Source organism: Microbacterium indicum DSM 19969 (genome assembly GCF_000422385.1).
In the GTDB taxonomy this organism is placed as follows: Bacteria; Actinomycetota; Actinomycetes; order Actinomycetales; family Microbacteriaceae; genus Microbacterium; species Microbacterium indicum.
This window is the reverse complement of the sequence record NZ_AULR01000013.1, coordinates 15,331-31,424: the sequence shown is the minus strand read 5'-3', so window position 1 is coordinate 31,424 and position 16,094 is coordinate 15,331. Positions and strand designations below refer to the sequence as shown.

Below are 16,094 nucleotides of genomic sequence, written 5' to 3'. Positions count from 1 at the left end.
TCCCGCGTCGGCGCCTCGCGCCCCCAGAAACTCCAGGAGCACCACCAGTGGCAGCCGATCGCAGCACGCCCGCGCGCGACGACGCGAACCCCTCGTCCGACGACAACGGAGTGCTCGACGAGGTCAGCGTCAACACGACGGCCATCGACTTCACCGTGACGTCGCAGGTCGCCGTGCAGCTTCCCGCCGGATACCGCGACGACCGCGAGGACGACGACCGAGACGTGATCGCCGACGAGATCCGCCCCGCCGGGATCGACGACGGCGACGCCGTGGCGCCCGACGAGGCCGTCACGCGCGACGACGAGGCCGACGTCGTGACGGGCGAGATCCTCGTCGAGGACGATGAAGAGGACGCGGAGGCCGCGCCCGACGCCGGACCCGCGGATGACGACGACGAGGGCGACGGTTCCGAGGTCGCGGATCCCGCGCCCGAGGCCGAGGAGGTCGCGCCCGAGGCCGGCGACGCCCCGGTCGCCGAGGAAGTCGACGACGCCGAGCTGGTCGACGACGCCGAGCCGGTGGAAGACGCCGAGCCGGACGCCGGCTCCGACGACGCCCCCGTCGACGCGGAGGACGACCTCGACGCGATGCTCCTCGACGCGCTCGAGCCCGAGGCGGTCCCGGCTGTCGCCGAGCCCGAGCCCGCCGCTCCCGAGCACGCGACGGCCGAGCGCACGGCGCCCGAGTCGTCCGCCTCCGAGCCGCAGCCCGAGGTCGAGTCCGCGCCCGAGCGCATCGTCGTCGACGAGGCGCCTGCGGCGGAGGAGCCCGAGGCCGTCGAGCCCGAGCCGCTCCCGGCCGAGGTCGAGCTGCGCGGCCCCGAGCCCGTCCCGGCCGCCGTCACGAACACGACGGCGAACGCCGTCGTCGCGGCCGCGCGGGTCGAGGGCCCGAAGGCGCCCGAGAAGACCCCGGCCGCGCGCCGCGCTGGCGAGGTCCAGGCGTCGGCCGGCCGCGAGTCCGCCGACGTCCTCACCGCCGACCGCCTCCTCGACACCGGCGCGATCCGCCGGCCCGAGCCCGTGGATCCGTGGCGCCGCATCGTCTACTCGGCGACGCGCGGCCTCGTGAACCTCGGCGACGGGCGCAAGACGCGCGAGCAGCGCGAGCTGTCGGCGCGGATCGCGTCGCCGCTCGCGGGCCACGCCCGTTTCGTCCCCGTGCTCAGCCGCAAGGGCGGCGTCGGCAAGACGACCGTGACGGCGCTCCTCGGCATGGCGCTCGCCGACGCGCGCGACGACCGCGTCGTCGCCGTCGACGCGAACCCCGACCGCGGCACGCTCGCCGAGCGCATCGCCAAGCCGTCGGGCAAGACCGTGCGCGACCTCGTGCGCAGCCACGACCAGATCACGGGCTTCAGCGACGTCTCGGCCCACGTCGTGCGCGACGAGACGCGCCTCGACGTGCTCGCCTCCGAGTCGGATCCCCACGTCTCCGAGGCCTTCGGCGACGCCGACTACCGCGGCGTCGCCGACATCGCCGAGCACTACTACTCGATCGTCCTCACCGACACGGGCACGGGCATCGTGCACTCGGTCATGGGGGCGACGCTCGACCTGGCCGACCAGCTCGTCATCGTCGCGGGCCTGAGCGTCGACGCCTCGCGGCTCGCCTCCGAGACCCTCACCTGGCTCGAGACCAACGGCCACGAGCAGCTCGCCCGCAAGGCGGTCGTCGTCCTCAACCAGGACAAGCCCGGCGCGCCGCTCCTGCGGCTGGACGAGCTCGAGGCGCACTTCGCGTCGCGCGTGCGCCACGTCGTGCGCGTGCCCTACGACGAGCGCCTCGCGACGGGATCGACGATCGCGTTCCACGAGCTCGACCGGAAGACCCGCGACGCCGCGCGACAGCTCGCCGCGCTCGTCGTCGAGGGGATCCGGAACGCATGACGGTCCGCGAGATCCGGATCTACGGCGACCCCGTCCTCCGGACGAAGTGCGCCGAGATCACCGAGTTCGACGAGGGCACGAGCGCGCTCGTGGCCGACCTCATCGAGACGGTCGAGCTCCCGGGCCGCGCCGGCGTCGCGGCGCCGCAGATCGGCGTCGCCCTCCGCGCGTTCAGCTACAACGTCGACGGCCAGGTCGGCGCGATCCTCAACCCGCGGGTCGTCGAGACCCGCGGCGAGGCCGTGCCGACGAGCGAGGGATGCCTCTCCGTGCCGAACCTCTGGCACGACGCGCTGCGCCACCCGTACGCGCGCGTCGAGGGCGTCGACGTCGACGGCCGGCCCGTGACGCTCGAGGGAGAAGGCCTGTTCGCGCAGATGCTCCAGCACGAGTGCGACCACCTCGACGGCGTCGTCTACCTGCAGCGGCTGACCCCCGAGGAGCGCCGCGTCGCGATGCGCGAGGTCCGCGAGTCCGACTGGTTCTGAGCCGGACCCGCGGCGGGGCCGCTCAGCCGATCGCGACCGTCGAGGTCATGTCCTTCGGCTCCGAGTAGATGCCCTCGACGTCGTCGGCGAAGTCGCGCAGGATCTCGGTGCGCTTGATCGAAAGCTTCGGGGTGAGGTGACCCGTCGCCTCGGTCCATTCGGTCGGGAGGATCCGGAAGGTGCGGATCGACTCGGCGCGCGACACGAGCGCGTTCGCCTCGTCGATCGCCTTCTGCACCTCGGCGTGGACGGCGGGGCTGTGAACCGCCTGCTCGAGCGTGAGGTCGCTCGACTCGCCGTGCGTCGCGAGCCAGGCCGGGAGCATCTCGGGGTCGAGCGTCACGAGCGCCGAGATGAACGGCTTCTTGTCGCCGACGACGACGACCTGCCCGACGATCGGGTTCGCGCGGATGGGGTCCTCGAGGATCTGCGGCGCGACGTTCTTGCCGCCCGCCGTCACGATGATCTCCTTCTTGCGGCCCGTGATCCGCAGGTAGCCGTCGTCGTCGAGCGCGCCGAGGTCGCCCGTGCGGAACCAGTCGCCGTCGAACGCGGCCTCGGTCGCCTCGGGGTTGCGCCAGTACTCGCGGAACACGTTGATGCCGCGCACCTGGATCTCGCCGTCGTCGGCGATGCGGATCCCGACGCCCGGCAGCGCGGGCCCGACGGTGCCGACCTTGATGCGGGCGGGGACGTTGACGGAAGCCGGGGCCGTCGTCTCGGTCAGGCCGTAGCCCTCGAGGATCTTCACGCCGAGGCCGCGGAAGAAGTAGCCGAGGTGCGGGCCCAGGGGAGCGGACCCCGACACGGCGTACGAGACGCGGCCGCCCATGAGCTCGCGGAGCTTGCCGAAGACGAGCTTGTCGTAGAGCTTGAACTGCAGCCCGAGCACGACGCCGACCTTCTCGCCCTCCTGCACGCGCCGGGCGTGCTCGATGCCGATCTTGGCGGCGCGGCGGAAGATCGCGCCCTTCCCCTCGGACTCGGTCTTCTGCGCGGCCGAGTTGTAGACCTTCTCGAAGACGCGCGGCACGGCGAGCAGCACCGTCGGCTTGAACGACCCGAGGGCCTTCACGAGGTTCTTCGTGTTGGGCTCGTGACCCGTCTTGATGCCCCAGTGCACGTAGAAGATCGACATGAAGCGAGCGAAGACGTGCGCCGTCGTGATGAACATGAGGGTCGAGGCGCCCGGCTGCGAGACGACCTCCCGGAGCGCCGCGCTGCCCGCGTTCTGCGCGAGGTCGACGAAGTTGCTGTGCGTCAGGACGCAGCCCTTGGGGCGGCCCGTCGAGCCCGACGTGTAGATGATCGTCGCGATGTCGGATCCGTTCGCGAGGCGGCGCCTGCGCTCGATCTCGGCGTCGTCGACGCCCGCGCCCTGCTCCACGAGGGTCGCGAGAGCGCCCTCGTCCATGCGCCACACCGTGGCGACGAGCGGCAGCTGGTCGCTCACCTCGGCGAACCGCTCGTAGCGCTCGGCCGACTCGACCATGAGCGAGGCGGCGCCCGAATCGGAGAGGATCCACTGGATCTGGGCGGGGGAGCTCGTCTCGTAGACGGGCACCATGATCGCGCCCGCGTAGAAGAGCGCGAAGTCGACGAGGCTCCACTCGTAGGTCGTGCGGGCGAGGAAGCCCACCTTGTCGCCCGGTCGCACGCCGGCCGCGACGAAGCCCTTCGCGAGGGCCGTGACCTCCTCCTCGAACTCCCGCGCCGTCTTGTCGCGCCAGCCGTCGCCGTCGGGGATGCCGAAGAGCGGCAGATCGGGGGTCTTCCGCGCACGATCGGCGAGCACGTCAGCGATGTTGCGCTGGGGGTCGATGGGGACGACGAGGTCGGCGTTGAACTCGATCACGGCAGCTCCTTTGTCACCGGATGTCGCGGGCGGGGCCGCCGCTCGCATGTTCGGGCCAGTCTATTCCCCGGTCCGGGTGCGCCGTGACGCCGCGACCCGCGCGTTAGACTCCCATGCGTCCCCGACGTCTGGAGCCGCCCGGTGTTCTACTGGATCCTCAAGTACATCGTCGTCGGCCCCATCGCGAAGGCGATCTTCCGCCCCTGGATCACGGGCGCCGAGAACCTCCCGAAGAGCGGCGCCGCGATCCTCGCGAGCAACCACATGTCGGTGATCGACTCGGTCTTCCTGCCGCTCATGATCGACCGACCCATGAAGTTCCTCGCGAAGAACGAGTACTTCACGGGCCGCGGCCTCAAGGGGTGGGCCACGAAGTGGTTCATGAAGGGCACGGGCATGATCCCGATCGACCGCTCCGGCGGGTCGGCGTCGGAGGCCGCCCTCAACACGGGCCTGCAGGTGATCGGGCGCGGCGACCTGCTCGGGATCTATCCCGAGGGCACGCGCAGCCCCGACGGGCGGCTGTACAAGGGGCGCACGGGCATCGCCCGCATGGCGCTCGAGGCGAAGGTCCCCGTGATCCCCGTCGTGATGGTCGACACCGAGAAGATGCTGCCGATCGGCGCCTCGCTTCCCCGCATCATGCGGGTCGGCGTCGTGCTCGGCGAGCCGCTCGACTTCTCGCGGTACGCGGGGCTCGAATCCGACCGCTTCGTGCTGCGCGCCGTGACCGACGAGATCATGGTCGCGCTGCAGCAGCTCGGCGCCCAGGAGTACCTCGACGACTACGCGTCGAAGTACCGCGACGCCCCGCGCGTCGACGCGTGACGGCGCGGATCGGGGCGCCCCGGCTCCACTAGTGTTGAGGCATGCAGCACCTCGACGCGTGGCGCGAACTCCCCATCAAGCAGCAGCCGGCGTGGCCCGACCAGGCGGCGCTCGAGCTGGCGACGAAGGAGCTGGCGGCGCTGCCGCCGCTCGTCTTCGCGGGTGAGGTCGACGACATGCGCTATCGCCTCGGGCAGGCGGCCGCGGGCAAGGCCTTCCTCCTGCAGGGCGGCGACTGCGCCGAGACCTTCGCGGGCGCGACGGCCGACAACATCCGCAACCGGATCAAGACCATCCTCCAGATGGCGGTCGTGCTGACCTACGGCGCCTCGATGCCGATCATCAAGATGGGCCGCATGGCGGGCCAGTTCGCGAAGCCCCGCTCGAAGGACGACGAGACGCGCGGCGACGTCACTCTCCCGGCCTTCCGCGGCGAGATCGTGAACGGCTTCGACTTCACCGAGGCGTCGCGCACGGCCGACCCGAACCGCCTGCTCCGGGCGTACCACACGTCGGCGAGCACGCTGAACCTCATGCGCGCCTTCACGCAGGGCGGCTTCGCCGACCTCCGCCAGGTGCACTCGTGGAACAAGGGCTTCGCCGAGAACCCGGCGTACAAGCGCTACGACCAGATGGCGTCCGAGATCGACCGCGCCGTCAAGTTCATGGACGCGGCGGGCGCCGACTTCGACGAGCTCAAGCGCGTCGACTTCTTCGCGGGCCACGAGGGCCTCCTCATGGACTACGAGCGCCCCCTGACGCGCGTCGACTCGCGCACGGGCGAGGTGTACAACACCTCGGCGCACTTCCTCTGGATCGGCGAGCGCACGCGCGAGCTCGACGGCGCGCACGTCGACTACTTCTCGAAGATCCGCAACCCCATCGGGGTCAAGCTCGGCCCGACGACGTCGCCCGAGACGGCGCTCGCCCTCATCGACAAGCTCGACCCCGAGCGCGAGCCCGGGCGCCTGACCTTCATCACGCGCATGGGCGCCGGGCGGATCCGTGAGGCCCTCCCGCCGCTCCTCGAGGCCGTGAAGGACGCGGGCGCGCAGCCCCTGTGGGTCACCGATCCCATGCACGGCAACGGCATCACGACGCCCAATGGCTACAAGACGCGCCGCTTCGACGACATCATCGACGAGGTGCGCGGCTTCTTCGAGGCGCACCGCGCCGTCGGCACGATCCCGGGCGGCGTGCACGTCGAGCTCACGGGCGACGACGTGACCGAGTGCCTCGGCGGATCCGACGAGATCGACGAGGAGGCGCTCGCGACGCGCTACGAGTCGCTCGTCGACCCGCGCCTCAACCACATGCAGTCGCTCGAGCTGGCGTTCCTCGTCGCGGCGGAGCTCGAGAACCGCTGACGCGAACGGAAGGGGGCGCAGGATCCGCGGATCCTGCGCCCCCTTCGCGCGCGGCGGGCGTCAGCCGCTGATCGGGCCCGACAGCGTGAGGCTGAGGGTCACGGTCGTCTGCGCGGGGACCCGCATCTCGGCGGCGGCCGGATCGGTCGACGAGACGACGACCCACGCGCCGGGGAGCGCGTTGAGCAGGCCCGAGTAGCTGACGTCGAAGCCGAGGCCCTCGAGCGTCGCGACGGCGTCGTCGCGGGTCATGCCGACGACGTCGGGGACGGCGACGGGCTGCGGCCCCAGCGACTCGATGAGGGTGACGGAGTCGCCGGGAGAGAGGACCGTGTCGGCGGTGACGCCGGACAGGCCGATCGCGAACCCCGCGCCGATCGTCTCGTCGTACTGCTGCTGGGTCTCGTCGGCGACCTGGAGGCCCGCGTCCGTGAGGCGGGTGCGCGCCTCGTCGATCGACACGTTCTGCACGTCGGGGACCGGGCCGGCCGAGAGCGTCATCGAGAGCGTGTCGCCCTGGTGCGCCGTGCAGCCGTCGAAGCAGGCATAGGGGTCGCCGCCGTCGCGCGAGGTCACCGAGATCCCGATGACGGTCCCGGCGTCGCTCGCGTCGAAGCGCTGCGCCGGGTCGCCCGCGACCTCGAGCACGGCGTCGGTCGCGTACGCCTCGACGTCGTCGGCCGTCATGCCGCGCATCGAGTCGAGGGTCACCTCGGCCGGACCGGTCGAGTAGGTGAGGGTCACGGTGTCGCCCGGGTACACCCGGTCGCCCGACCCCGGATCGGTCGAGATCAGCTGCCCGCTCGGCACGTCGAGGCTCGACGCGCTGCGCTGGTCGGCGAGCAGGTCGAGGCCGGCGAGCTCGGCCGAGGCGTCGTCGAAGGAGGTCGTCGCCGCGAACGCGGGGATGAGGACCATCGAGCCGGGGCCGGATCCGAACCACCAGCCCGTCGTGCCCGCCGCGACGACGAGGACGAACGCGATGATCGCCGCGACCCAGCCGCGCGCGCTGCGTCGCCGGGTCGCGCGCGCGAGGCGCTCGGCGTTCTCTCCGCCGAGCGCGGCGGGGGAGGCGAGGTCGGCGACGGGCGAGGTCGGAGCGAGAACGCTCGTCGCGCCCGTGGGGAGGAGGGCGGCCTGCGGCGGGAGGAGCTTCGTCTCGCCGCCCGTGAGGTCGCCCGTGTCGTGGGGCACGCCGCCCGGGCCCGTGCCGCGCGGCGGGCGGGGGAGGATCCCGAGCTCGTGCTCGATCTCGACGAGCCTGTCGAGCATCGCCTGCGCGTCGTCGGGCCGCTCGTCGGGCTCGCGCTCGGTCGACCAGAGCACGAGCTCGTCGAGCGGCTCGGGAACGCCGGGGTTCTTGATGCTCGGGCGGGGCACCTGCTCGGTCGCGTGCTGATACGCGATCTGCATGGGCTGCTCGCCCTGGTAGGGCTGCTCGCCCGCGAGCATCTCGTACAGCATGATGCCGAGCGCGTAGATGTCGGTGCGCGCGTCGGCGGAGCCCTGCGTCACGAGCTCGGGCGCGAGATAGGCGATCGTGCCGAGGAGCTGCTGCCCCGTCGCCGTGTTGGCCGACGTCGCGCGGGCGAGCCCGAAGTCGCCGATCTTGATGCGCCCGTCGTCGGCGAGGAGCACGTTCTCGGGCTTGACGTCGCGGTGGATGAACCCCGCGCGGTGCGCCGAGGCGAGACCCGAGAGCACGGCGTGCATGATCGTGATCGTCTGCGCCGTCGTGAGGCGCCCGTGCTCGGCGATGAGGTCGCGCAGCGTGACCCCCGGCAGGTACTCCATCACAAGGTACGCGATGTCGTCGTCCTGCCCCTGGTCGAAGACGCTCACGACGTTGGGGTCGCTCAGGCGGGCCGCCGCGCGCGCCTCCTGGATGAAGCGCGACTGGAACCGCTCGTCATCGCTCAGGTGGTGGTGCATCACCTTCAGGGCGATGCGGCGCTCGAGGCGCAGGTCCGTCGCGACGTACACGGTGGCCATGCCGCCGCGCGCGACGCGCTCGCGAACCCGGTACCGGCCGTCGACGAGCCGCCCGATGAGCGGGTCGGCGGGAGATCGAGTCGGCACGGATCGATTCTAGGGAAGCCTCGTCTGAGGAACCCGCAGGCTCACCCGTAGGTGGCGAGCCAGCCGTACGCCGCGGAGCGCCAGCGGTCGTAGCGGTCGGGGAACGCCGAGATCTGCACGGCCTGCGCCGCCTCGCCGAAGGACATCGAGTCCCAGCCCGAGATGTCGTAGAGGCCGCGGGCCGATCCGTCGTCCGACCCCTGGAAGAAGACGCGCGTCGCGTACCCCCGGTCGTTGAGCTGCTCGGCCTCGCCCCATCCCTGGCTCGGGCGCTGCTGGAACAGGCCGACCGAGTCGCGGTCGCCGTGGTCGAGGTTGCGCAGGCCCGACTCGACCATCGCGGTCGCGAGCGCGATCGCGATGGCGGTGTCGGACGCGCCGACCGATCGGCCGACGCCGATGATCAGGGCCGCGTTCTCGGCCTGGGGCGCGTTGAGGCTCGCCGAGAGGTCGTAGGTCGAGCTGTCGTAGATCGAACCCGACGAGCTCGAACCCGACGAAGACGTCGACGCGGGCGCGGCCTGCGGCTTCGCGACCGTGAGGCTCTGGCCCGGGTAGATGATCGACGACGCGCTCAGGGAGTTGATCGAGAGCAGCTCGTCGACCGAGAGGTCGTGCGCGGCGGCGATCGCCCAGAGCGTGTCACCCGCCGCGACCGTCACGGAACCGGAGGACGACGAGGAGCCCGTCGACGCGGCCGGGGTCGCGACGGCCGCGGCCGGGGTCGCCGCGTGCCCGCTCGAGGCCGTGAGCGAGAGCTCCTGGCCCGGGAAGATCAGGGCGTTCGCCCCGAGGTCGTTCGCCGAGGTCAGGGCCGCGACGGTCGTGCCGTACTTCTGGCTGATCGACCACAGGGTCTCGCCGGCCGCCACGGTGTGGTTCGTCGCGGATCCCGTCGCGCCCGAGGAGGCGGCGCCTGCGCTCGACGCGGGCTGCGCGTCGGCGGACCCGGATCCCGGCGCGCGGAGCGTGAGCTCCTGGCCCGGGTAGATGGTGCTCGACCACGACAGGCCGTTCCAGGAGAGGAGGTCGACGGTGCGCAGGCCCTGGCGGATCGCGATGCCCGTCGCGGTGTCGCCCTCCTGCACCGTGTAGGTCGGAGAGGATCCCGACGCGCCCGAGGCGTACCCCGTCTCGACCTCGGCCGTCGCGGGCTGCACGGGGGCGCTCGCCGAGACGAGCCGCAGGGGAGAGCCCGCGCGCTTCGCGTCGGCCGCGCGCGGGGCGTCGTCGGCGGCGAAGGCCGGCGCCGCGCCCAGCGTGAGCGCGAGGGCGCCCGAGATCGCGATGGGCACGGCGGCTGCGCGCGGGACAGCGGTGGGCTGCGTCGTCTTGGTCACTCGGATTCCCCCTCCGGGATCGTGTCGATCACACACATCGACGTGGCTCAGAGTGTCACGGACGGATAACGCTGTCAATTGGTGTCATCCACTGTTGCGCGTGTTGCGCATGTGAAAACCGAGGGCGTTCGGATCCCCGCCGTGACAGAATCGGGGGATGAGCGACGACGTGACCGAATCGATCGAGTGGCTGGCCCTTCCCGACGTCGCAGAGCGGCTCGGCGAGACCATCAGCCGCGTCCGTCGGCTCCTCGACGAGCGCGCGCTCATCGCGGTCAGACGCGACGGCGTGCAGAAGATGCCGGCGGCGTTCCTCGACGGCTCGCGCCCCCTGTCGTCGCTCCGCGGCACCGTGATCGTGCTCCAGGACGTCGGGTTCTCCGACGAGGAGATCATCGACTGGCTGTTCCGCGTCGAGGAGTCGCTCGGCAACGCCCCCATCGAGTCGCTTCTCGCGGGCCGCAAGGCCGAGGTGCGTCGCGTCGCGCAGACGCTCGCGTAGCGGCTACGCCCGGCGCCGCGTGGCGTCGGAGATGAGCACGCGCAGCTCCGCGTCGGCGGCCCCCGCGTCTCCCGCGTCGAGGGCCTGCGCGGCCTCGGCGGCGCAGCGTGCGATCTCCTCCTCGACGCGGTCGAGCGCGCCGGAGGACCGGATCGCGTCCTGCATCGCGGCGATCTCGCCCGCCGAGAGGTCGGGCGCACCGAGCCGCTCGTCGATCCGGGCGCGGTCGTCGGATCCCATGCCCTCGCGGGCGTACGCGATCAGGAGGGTGCGCTTCCCCTCGCGCAGGTCGTCGCCCGCCGGCTTCCCCGTGATCTCGGGGTCGCCGAAGACGCCGAGCTCGTCGTCGCGCAGCTGGAAGGCGAGCCCGACGGGGTGGCCGAACGCGAGGAGCGTCGATCGGAGCGCGGGGGAGGCCCCGCCGATCGACGCGCCGAGGATCAGCGGCTGCTGCACGCTGTACCGCGCCGACTTCAGCGTCGCGATCCGCAGCGCGCGCTCGGCGTGCGTCGCGTCGGGGAGCGTCGGCCACGACGACTCCTCGGCCACGTCGAGGAGCTGTCCGAGGATCACGTCGCGCCGCATGCGCGCGTAGTCGGCGCGCGTCGCCGCGGCGGTGCCGGGGGTGCGGAGGAGCGCGGTCTCGAGGAGGTCGTCGCTCCATCCGAGGAGGAGGTCCCCCAGGAGGATCGCGGCCGAGCGGCCGAACTCGGCCGCGTCGCCGATCCACCCCGCCTCGCGGTGCGCGGCCTCGAACGCCCGATGCGTCGCGGGGCGCCCGCGGCGCGTGTCGGAGTTGTCGACGAGGTCGTCGTGCACGAGGGCCGCCGCCTGGAAGACCTCGAGGGCGGCGCCGAGGTCGATGACGTGCGCCGGCAGCTCGGATCCGCCCGTCGCGGCGCGCCACCCCTGCGCCGCGAATCGCGCGCGCAGCCGCTTGCCTCCCGCGAGCGCCTCGCGCGCCCGCTCGAGGAGGAGGCGCGCGACGGGATCGATCGGCGCGTCGGCCGCGAAGATCGGGTCGCCCGCGATCTCGCGCTCGCGTTCGGCCGAGAAGTTCTCCAGGCGCCGGGAGATGGCTGTGATGATCTCGGGAGCGGTCGGCACGCACCTAGCCTAGGTGGCGCAGGCGGCCCTAGAATGGGAAGCGTCTCTACCCACCCAAGGGGGATCCCGATGCCACTCTCCGAGCAAGAGCAACGACTTCTCGATGAGATGGAGCGTCAGCTCATGCACAACGACGCCGATGTCGTTCACCCTGGCGCGCCTCGCTCATTCAGCTACCGCAACATGCTGGTCGGGGTGCTCCTCGTCATCGTGGGCCTCGTCGGCGTCCTCGCCGGGATCATGCTCTGGGGTCTCCAGGTCGTCGTCGCCGTGATCGTGGGCGTCGTCGGATTCGCCGCGATGGTCGCGGGCGCGATCATCGCCTTCGCGCCGGGCCGCGGCTCGCAGGCCCCGCGCTCGGGCGGCGAGCCGCGCTCGCCCCGCCCCTCGGCGCCGTCGAACGACTCCTTCATGGACCGCATGAACGACAGGTGGGATCGCCGCCAGCAGGGCCAGTAGCCCGCAGCACCCTCTCTCGGAAGCGCCGCCCCTCGGGGCGGCGCTTTTCTGCGTCTCGGACCGACACGCCGCGTCCTCCACCCCTGGCCCCCCACCTTCCTCCACCGCCCGGGATCCCTGTGTTTTCGGGGACCTCGCGGGCGTTCTTCGTGATCGAATCGCAATTTTCCCTTGTTCGTGGGGGGAAGTGGAGTAATGTGGGGCGTATCCGGAAAGGGCTGATCACTGAGGGGGTGAATGGCCGATGCTGCTGGGCACGCACACACCGAAGCTCGACGACAAAGGCCGCGTCATCCTCCCGGCCAAGTTCCGCGAGGAGCTCGCCGGCGGCGTCGTCGTGACGCGCGGTCAGGAGCGCTGCCTCTACGTGTTCTCGACCTCCGAGTTCGAGCAGGTGCACGAGCGGATCCGCCAGGCCCCCCTGAGCAACAAGGACGCCCGCAACTTCATGCGCCTCTTCCTCTCGGGTGCGAGCGCCGAGACACCCGACGGACAGAACCGCGTGACGATCCCGCAGCCCCTGCGTGAGTACGCGGGGCTCTCGAAGGAGCTCGTCGTCACGGGCGTCGGCGCACACGCCGAGATCTGGGACGCGGCGGCGTGGAACGCCTACCTCGAGAGCACCGAGGAGTCGTTCTCCGAGATGCAGGAGGAGGTGATCCCGGGCCTCTTCTGACCCGGCGGTTCCGACGCCCAGCCGCGACCCTGTCGCCACTTCCCCGGTGACAGGTCGCGCGGATGGGGATCGGAGCCTCCGGATCTCCCCTCCACGAAGAACCACGACCCGGACGCATCATGAACCTCCGCGACATCCACGTCCCCGTGATGCTCGAGCGCTGCCTCGAGCTCATCGGCCCCGCCCTCGAGAAGCCCGGTGCGGTCTACGTCGACGGCACGCTCGGCATGGGCGGCCACGCCGAGGCCTTCCTCACGCGCTGCCCCGAGGCGCACCTCGTGGGCCTCGACCGCGACACGCAGGCCCTCGCGATCGCGGGGGAGCGGCTCGAGCCGTTCGCCGCGCGGATCGACCTCGTCCACACCGTCTACGACGGGATCCTCGGCGCGCTCGAGGGCCTCGGCATCGACCACGCCGACGGGATCCTCTACGACCTCGGCGTCTCGTCTCTGCAGCTCGACGAGGCCGATCGCGGATTCGCCTACGCGCAGGACGCGCCGCTCGACATGCGCATGGACCAGAGCGCGGGCCAGACGGCGGCCGACGTCGTCGCGACCTACGGCGAGGGCGACCTCCGGCGGATCTTCGAGCGCTACGGCGAGGAGAAGCTCGCCGGGCGCTACGCCCGCGCGATCATCGACGAGCGCGGCCGCACGGCGATCACCCGCACGGGCCAGCTCGTCGACGTCCTCCAGCGTGCGACGCCCGCGGCGCTCATGAACGCGGGGCACCCCGCCAAGCGCGTCTTCCAGGCCCTGCGCATCGAGGTCAACGGCGAGCTCGCCGCCCTCGAACGCGCGATCCCCGCCGCGCTCGAGGCCCTCGCGGTCGGGGGGCGGCTCGTGGTCCTCAGTTACCAGTCCCTCGAGGACCGCTTCATCAAGCGGCTGTTCGCCGAGGCGACCCGCTCGACGGCTCCCGCCGGTCTCCCCGTCGAACTCCCCGAGCACCAGCCGAAGTTCCGGCTCCTCGTGCGCGGCGCCGAGCAGGCGTCGGCTGAGGAGGCCGAACGCAACCCCCGAGCGAAGCCCGTGCGCCTGCGCGCGATCGAGAGAGTCAGGAGCGACGCATGAGCCTCGCAGATGCCGACCTGCTGCCGTTCGACGAGCCCGCGGCCCGTCCCGGCCGGTCCTCCCGCCCGCTGCGCGCCCTCGACGCGCCGCCCGCGAAGCGCCGCAAGCCGCGCCTCGCCTACGCGATCGTGGCGGTCGCGGGGGCCGGGCTCATCGCGGCGGCGCAGCTCGGCCTCTCGATCCTCACGACGCAGAGCTCGTACGACCTCGCGGCCGTGCAGTCCGACCAGAAGCAGCTCACGCTCGACAAGCAGGAGCTGAGCGACGGGCTCGCGGGGCTGTCGTCGCCCCAGTACCTCGCGGCCAACGCGACGGCGCTCGGCATGGTCATCGACGAGACGCCGAGCTATCTGCGGCTCAGCGACGGCGCCGTGACGGGCTCGGGCGCGGCCGCGGGCGACGTCTCGACCGTCAACGTCGGGGCGGGCAACGCGGCGGCGAACGAGCTGATCGCGAACACGCCGCTCGTGACCGACGAGCAGGAGACGATCTCGGGCGACGATGGTGCCGCCGACGCGGTGCCGGACGAGATCCCGGCCGCGCCGCCGATCGACAGCGGCCTCCCGTCGCCGTCGACCCACTGACCACCACCGCGCCGTCCGGCGCCCGACACCGAGGAGCCGCATGATCGCTCGGACCCGTCGATCGGCCAGGCGCCGCACCGGCATCGCCGTCGTCGTCGTGATGATCGTCCTCGTCTCGTTCGTCGTGCGGCTCTTCGACATCCAGGTCGTGAGCGCCAAGGAGCACGTCCAGGAGTCGATGGACCTCGCCTTCAGCAGCTCGTCGACGATCGCGGGCGTGCGCGGATCCATCGTCGACGCGAACGGAACGGTGCTCGCGAGCAGCAGCGTCGACTACGACGTCGCGCTCGACCCGGGCCTCGCGAAGGACGTCGACCGCTACGACGACGCCGGCGAGAAGTACGTCGAGACCTGGGGCCACCTCGCCGAGCGCATCGGCTCGGTCGTCGGCATGTCCGGCGCCGACGTCGAGAAGGTCGCGACCGACGCGCTCGCGTCGAACCCCGACGCCCGGTGGGCGAAGCTCATCGACGGGATCTCGACGGCGCAGTACCGCGAGCTCCTCGACCTCGACGCCCCGATGCTCTCGATCACGTCGAACACATCGCGGGTCTACCCGAACGGCGCCGTCGGGGGCAACCTCGTGGGCTTCACGGGATCCGACGGCGAGGGCCTCGCGGGCTACGAGCTCATGGAGAACTCGTGCCTCGACCCGACCGACGGCGAGATCAGCTACCAGACCTCGGGTGACGGCGGCGTCCGGATCCCCGGCACGACGCAGGAGACCCCCGCGGTCGACGGCGGGACCCTCCAGCTCACGATCGACACCGACCTCAGCTGGTATCTCCTCCAGATGCTCAAGGAGGAGGTCGAGACGCAGCAGGCGAACTCGGGCCAGATCATGGTCGTCGAGGTCGGAACGGGCGCCGTCAAGGCCGCCGTCGAGTACCCGACCGTCGACCCCAACGACCCGACGGCGACCGACGAGGCGAACCGCGGATCGCGCATCTTCACGAACACGTTTGAGCCCGGATCCACCTTCAAGGCGATCACGTCGGCGACGGTCCTCGATCAGGGCGCGGCGACCCCCCTCACTGAGGTCACGGCGTCGGGCCACGAGACGCTCGACAACGGCGCCGTCGTGGGCGACTCGTTCTCGCACCCGTCGTACGACTACACGCTCGCGGGGGCCATGATCGACTCGTCGAACGTCGCGCTGTCGAAGATCAGCGCGCTCGTGAGCGACCAGACGCGATACGACTACCTCAAGAAGTTCGGCGTCGGCGAGCAGTCGTCGGTCGGCTTCCTCGGCGAGGAGTCGGGGGTCCTCCGCGAGCCGAGCGAGTGGGACAACCAGACCAAGTACGCGACGGCGTTCGGCCAGGGCTTCACCGTCACGATGCCGCAAGTCGTGAACGCCTACCAGACGATCGCGAACGGCGGGAAGAGCGAGCCGCTCCACATCGTCGAGGGCTGCACCGACGCCGACGGCGACACGACCTCGCCCGATCTCCCCGAATCGCAGCAGGTCATCAGCGAGAAGGCCGCGGGCGAGACGATGCAGCTCCTCGAGGGCGTCGCCGACTTCGGGTCGGTATCCGACCAGATCCAGATCCCCGGCTACCGCATCGCGGCCAAGACCGGAACGGCGCAGAAGACCGACGGCAACGGCAACTACAAGGCCGGCCTCTACTACACGAGCCTCATCGGCATCGCGCCCGCCGACGACCCCCAGTACATCGTCATGGTGACGCTCGACGAGCCCAAGCGGGTAACGTCGTCGTCGGCCAACGCGCCCGCCTTCGTGAAGGCGATGACGCAGGTGCTCAAGACATACCGAGTGCAGCCATCGACCAGCGAGTTCGAACCGCTGCCCAAGTTCGCCGAGTGACGCGCACAGCGCG

General features: G+C 71.5%; 14 protein-coding genes. 10 read left to right on the top strand and 4 right to left on the bottom strand.

What is annotated here, in order from left to right:
* Nucleotides 1-47 precede the first annotated feature (47 nt).
* Together H576_RS15190 and def are read left to right on the top strand one after the other, a co-directional pair.
* Nucleotides 48-1,892 carry a MinD/ParA family ATP-binding protein gene (locus tag H576_RS15190; RefSeq protein WP_051172558.1) on the top strand — a complete coding sequence of 615 codons (1,845 nt, stop codon included), beginning with the start codon at nt 48-50 and terminating at the stop codon, nt 1,890-1,892.
* A complete protein-coding gene (def, locus tag H576_RS0109675) occupies nt 1,889-2,380 on the top strand; it encodes a peptide deformylase (protein ID WP_029150780.1) in 492 nt (163 codons plus the stop codon). The genes H576_RS15190 and def overlap by 4 nt, the downstream gene beginning before the upstream one ends.
* Nucleotides 2,381-2,402: 22 nt before the next feature.
* Here def and H576_RS0109670 read toward each other — a convergent pair whose 3' ends face one another.
* The gene (locus H576_RS0109670; RefSeq protein ID WP_029150779.1) at nt 2,403-4,235 is read right to left on the bottom strand and encodes an AMP-dependent synthetase/ligase; all 1,833 of its coding nucleotides are present in this window, start codon (nt 4,233-4,235) and stop codon (nt 2,403-2,405) included.
* Between the two features lie 141 nt (nt 4,236-4,376).
* On the opposite strand from H576_RS0109670, the gene H576_RS15185 reads away from it, so the two are divergent.
* Both H576_RS15185 and H576_RS0109660 read left to right on the top strand, forming a co-directional pair.
* The gene (locus H576_RS15185) at nt 4,377-5,063 is read left to right on the top strand and encodes a lysophospholipid acyltransferase family protein (protein WP_051172554.1); all 687 of its coding nucleotides are present in this window, start codon (nt 4,377-4,379) and stop codon (nt 5,061-5,063) included.
* Between the two features lie 41 nt (nt 5,064-5,104).
* The gene (locus H576_RS0109660; RefSeq protein WP_029150778.1) at nt 5,105-6,430 is read left to right on the top strand and encodes a class II 3-deoxy-7-phosphoheptulonate synthase; all 1,326 of its coding nucleotides are present in this window, start codon (nt 5,105-5,107) and stop codon (nt 6,428-6,430) included.
* Nucleotides 6,431-6,490: 60 nt separating this feature from the next.
* Here the strand turns inward: H576_RS0109660 and pknB are convergent, their stop codons facing one another.
* Together pknB and H576_RS0109650 are read right to left on the bottom strand one after the other, a co-directional pair.
* Nucleotides 6,491-8,509 (bottom strand): Stk1 family PASTA domain-containing Ser/Thr kinase, encoded by a 2,019-nt coding sequence (gene pknB, locus H576_RS0109655; protein WP_029150777.1) that lies wholly within the window; start codon nt 8,507-8,509, stop codon nt 6,491-6,493.
* 41 nt (nt 8,510-8,550) lie between these two features.
* Complete coding sequence (locus tag H576_RS0109650) at nt 8,551-9,849, bottom strand: LysM peptidoglycan-binding domain-containing protein (protein ID WP_051172552.1); 1,299 nt, start codon at nt 9,847-9,849, stop codon at nt 8,551-8,553.
* A 157-nt stretch (nt 9,850-10,006) separates the two neighbouring features.
* Between H576_RS0109650 and H576_RS0109645 the strand changes: the two genes are divergently transcribed.
* Complete coding sequence (locus H576_RS0109645) at nt 10,007-10,351, top strand: Rv2175c family DNA-binding protein (RefSeq protein WP_029150775.1); 345 nt, start codon at nt 10,007-10,009, stop codon at nt 10,349-10,351.
* 3 nt (nt 10,352-10,354) lie between these two features.
* On the opposite strand, the gene H576_RS0109640 is transcribed toward H576_RS0109645, so the two are convergent.
* The gene (locus tag H576_RS0109640; protein WP_029150774.1) at nt 10,355-11,458 is read right to left on the bottom strand and encodes a polyprenyl synthetase family protein; all 1,104 of its coding nucleotides are present in this window, start codon (nt 11,456-11,458) and stop codon (nt 10,355-10,357) included.
* A 33-nt stretch (nt 11,459-11,491) separates the two neighbouring features.
* Between H576_RS0109640 and H576_RS0109635 the strand changes: the two genes are divergently transcribed.
* From H576_RS0109635 to H576_RS0109615, 5 genes are all read left to right on the top strand, one after another.
* Complete coding sequence (locus tag H576_RS0109635) at nt 11,492-11,917, top strand: DUF3040 domain-containing protein (protein WP_342664881.1); 426 nt, start codon at nt 11,492-11,494, stop codon at nt 11,915-11,917.
* A 244-nt stretch (nt 11,918-12,161) separates the two neighbouring features.
* The gene (gene mraZ / locus H576_RS0109630; RefSeq protein WP_029150772.1) at nt 12,162-12,593 is read left to right on the top strand and encodes a division/cell wall cluster transcriptional repressor MraZ; all 432 of its coding nucleotides are present in this window, start codon (nt 12,162-12,164) and stop codon (nt 12,591-12,593) included.
* Between the two features lie 119 nt (nt 12,594-12,712).
* A complete protein-coding gene (gene rsmH, locus H576_RS0109625) occupies nt 12,713-13,666 on the top strand; it encodes a 16S rRNA (cytosine(1402)-N(4))-methyltransferase RsmH (protein ID WP_029150771.1) in 954 nt (317 codons plus the stop codon).
* Nucleotides 13,663-14,250, top strand: coding sequence for a cell division protein FtsL (gene ftsL, locus H576_RS0109620; RefSeq protein WP_029150770.1), 588 nt, complete (start codon nt 13,663-13,665; stop codon nt 14,248-14,250). Before rsmH ends, ftsL begins: the two co-directional genes overlap by 4 nt.
* 40 nt (nt 14,251-14,290) lie before the next feature.
* Entirely contained in the window at nt 14,291-16,081 is a 1,791-nt protein-coding gene (locus H576_RS0109615; protein WP_029150769.1) for a peptidoglycan D,D-transpeptidase FtsI family protein, read from the top strand.
* The last annotated feature ends 13 nt before the right edge of the window (nt 16,082-16,094 follow it).

Excerpts from the sequence above, each read along its gene's own strand:
- def (WP_029150780.1), top strand. The coding sequence starts at position 1,889 with ATGACGGTCCGCGAGATCCGGATCTACGGCGACCCCGTCCTCCGGACG.
- H576_RS0109660 (WP_029150778.1), top strand. The coding sequence starts at position 5,105 with ATGCAGCACCTCGACGCGTGGCGCGAACTCCCCATCAAGCAGCAGCCG.
- H576_RS0109645 (WP_029150775.1), top strand. The coding sequence starts at position 10,007 with ATGAGCGACGACGTGACCGAATCGATCGAGTGGCTGGCCCTTCCCGAC.
- H576_RS0109635 (WP_342664881.1), top strand. The coding sequence starts at position 11,492 with ATGGGAAGCGTCTCTACCCACCCAAGGGGGATCCCGATGCCACTCTCC.
- mraZ (WP_029150772.1), top strand. The coding sequence starts at position 12,162 with ATGCTGCTGGGCACGCACACACCGAAGCTCGACGACAAAGGCCGCGTC.
- rsmH (WP_029150771.1), top strand. The coding sequence starts at position 12,713 with ATGAACCTCCGCGACATCCACGTCCCCGTGATGCTCGAGCGCTGCCTC.
- ftsL (WP_029150770.1), top strand. The coding sequence starts at position 13,663 with ATGAGCCTCGCAGATGCCGACCTGCTGCCGTTCGACGAGCCCGCGGCC.
- H576_RS0109615 (WP_029150769.1), top strand. The coding sequence starts at position 14,291 with ATGATCGCTCGGACCCGTCGATCGGCCAGGCGCCGCACCGGCATCGCC.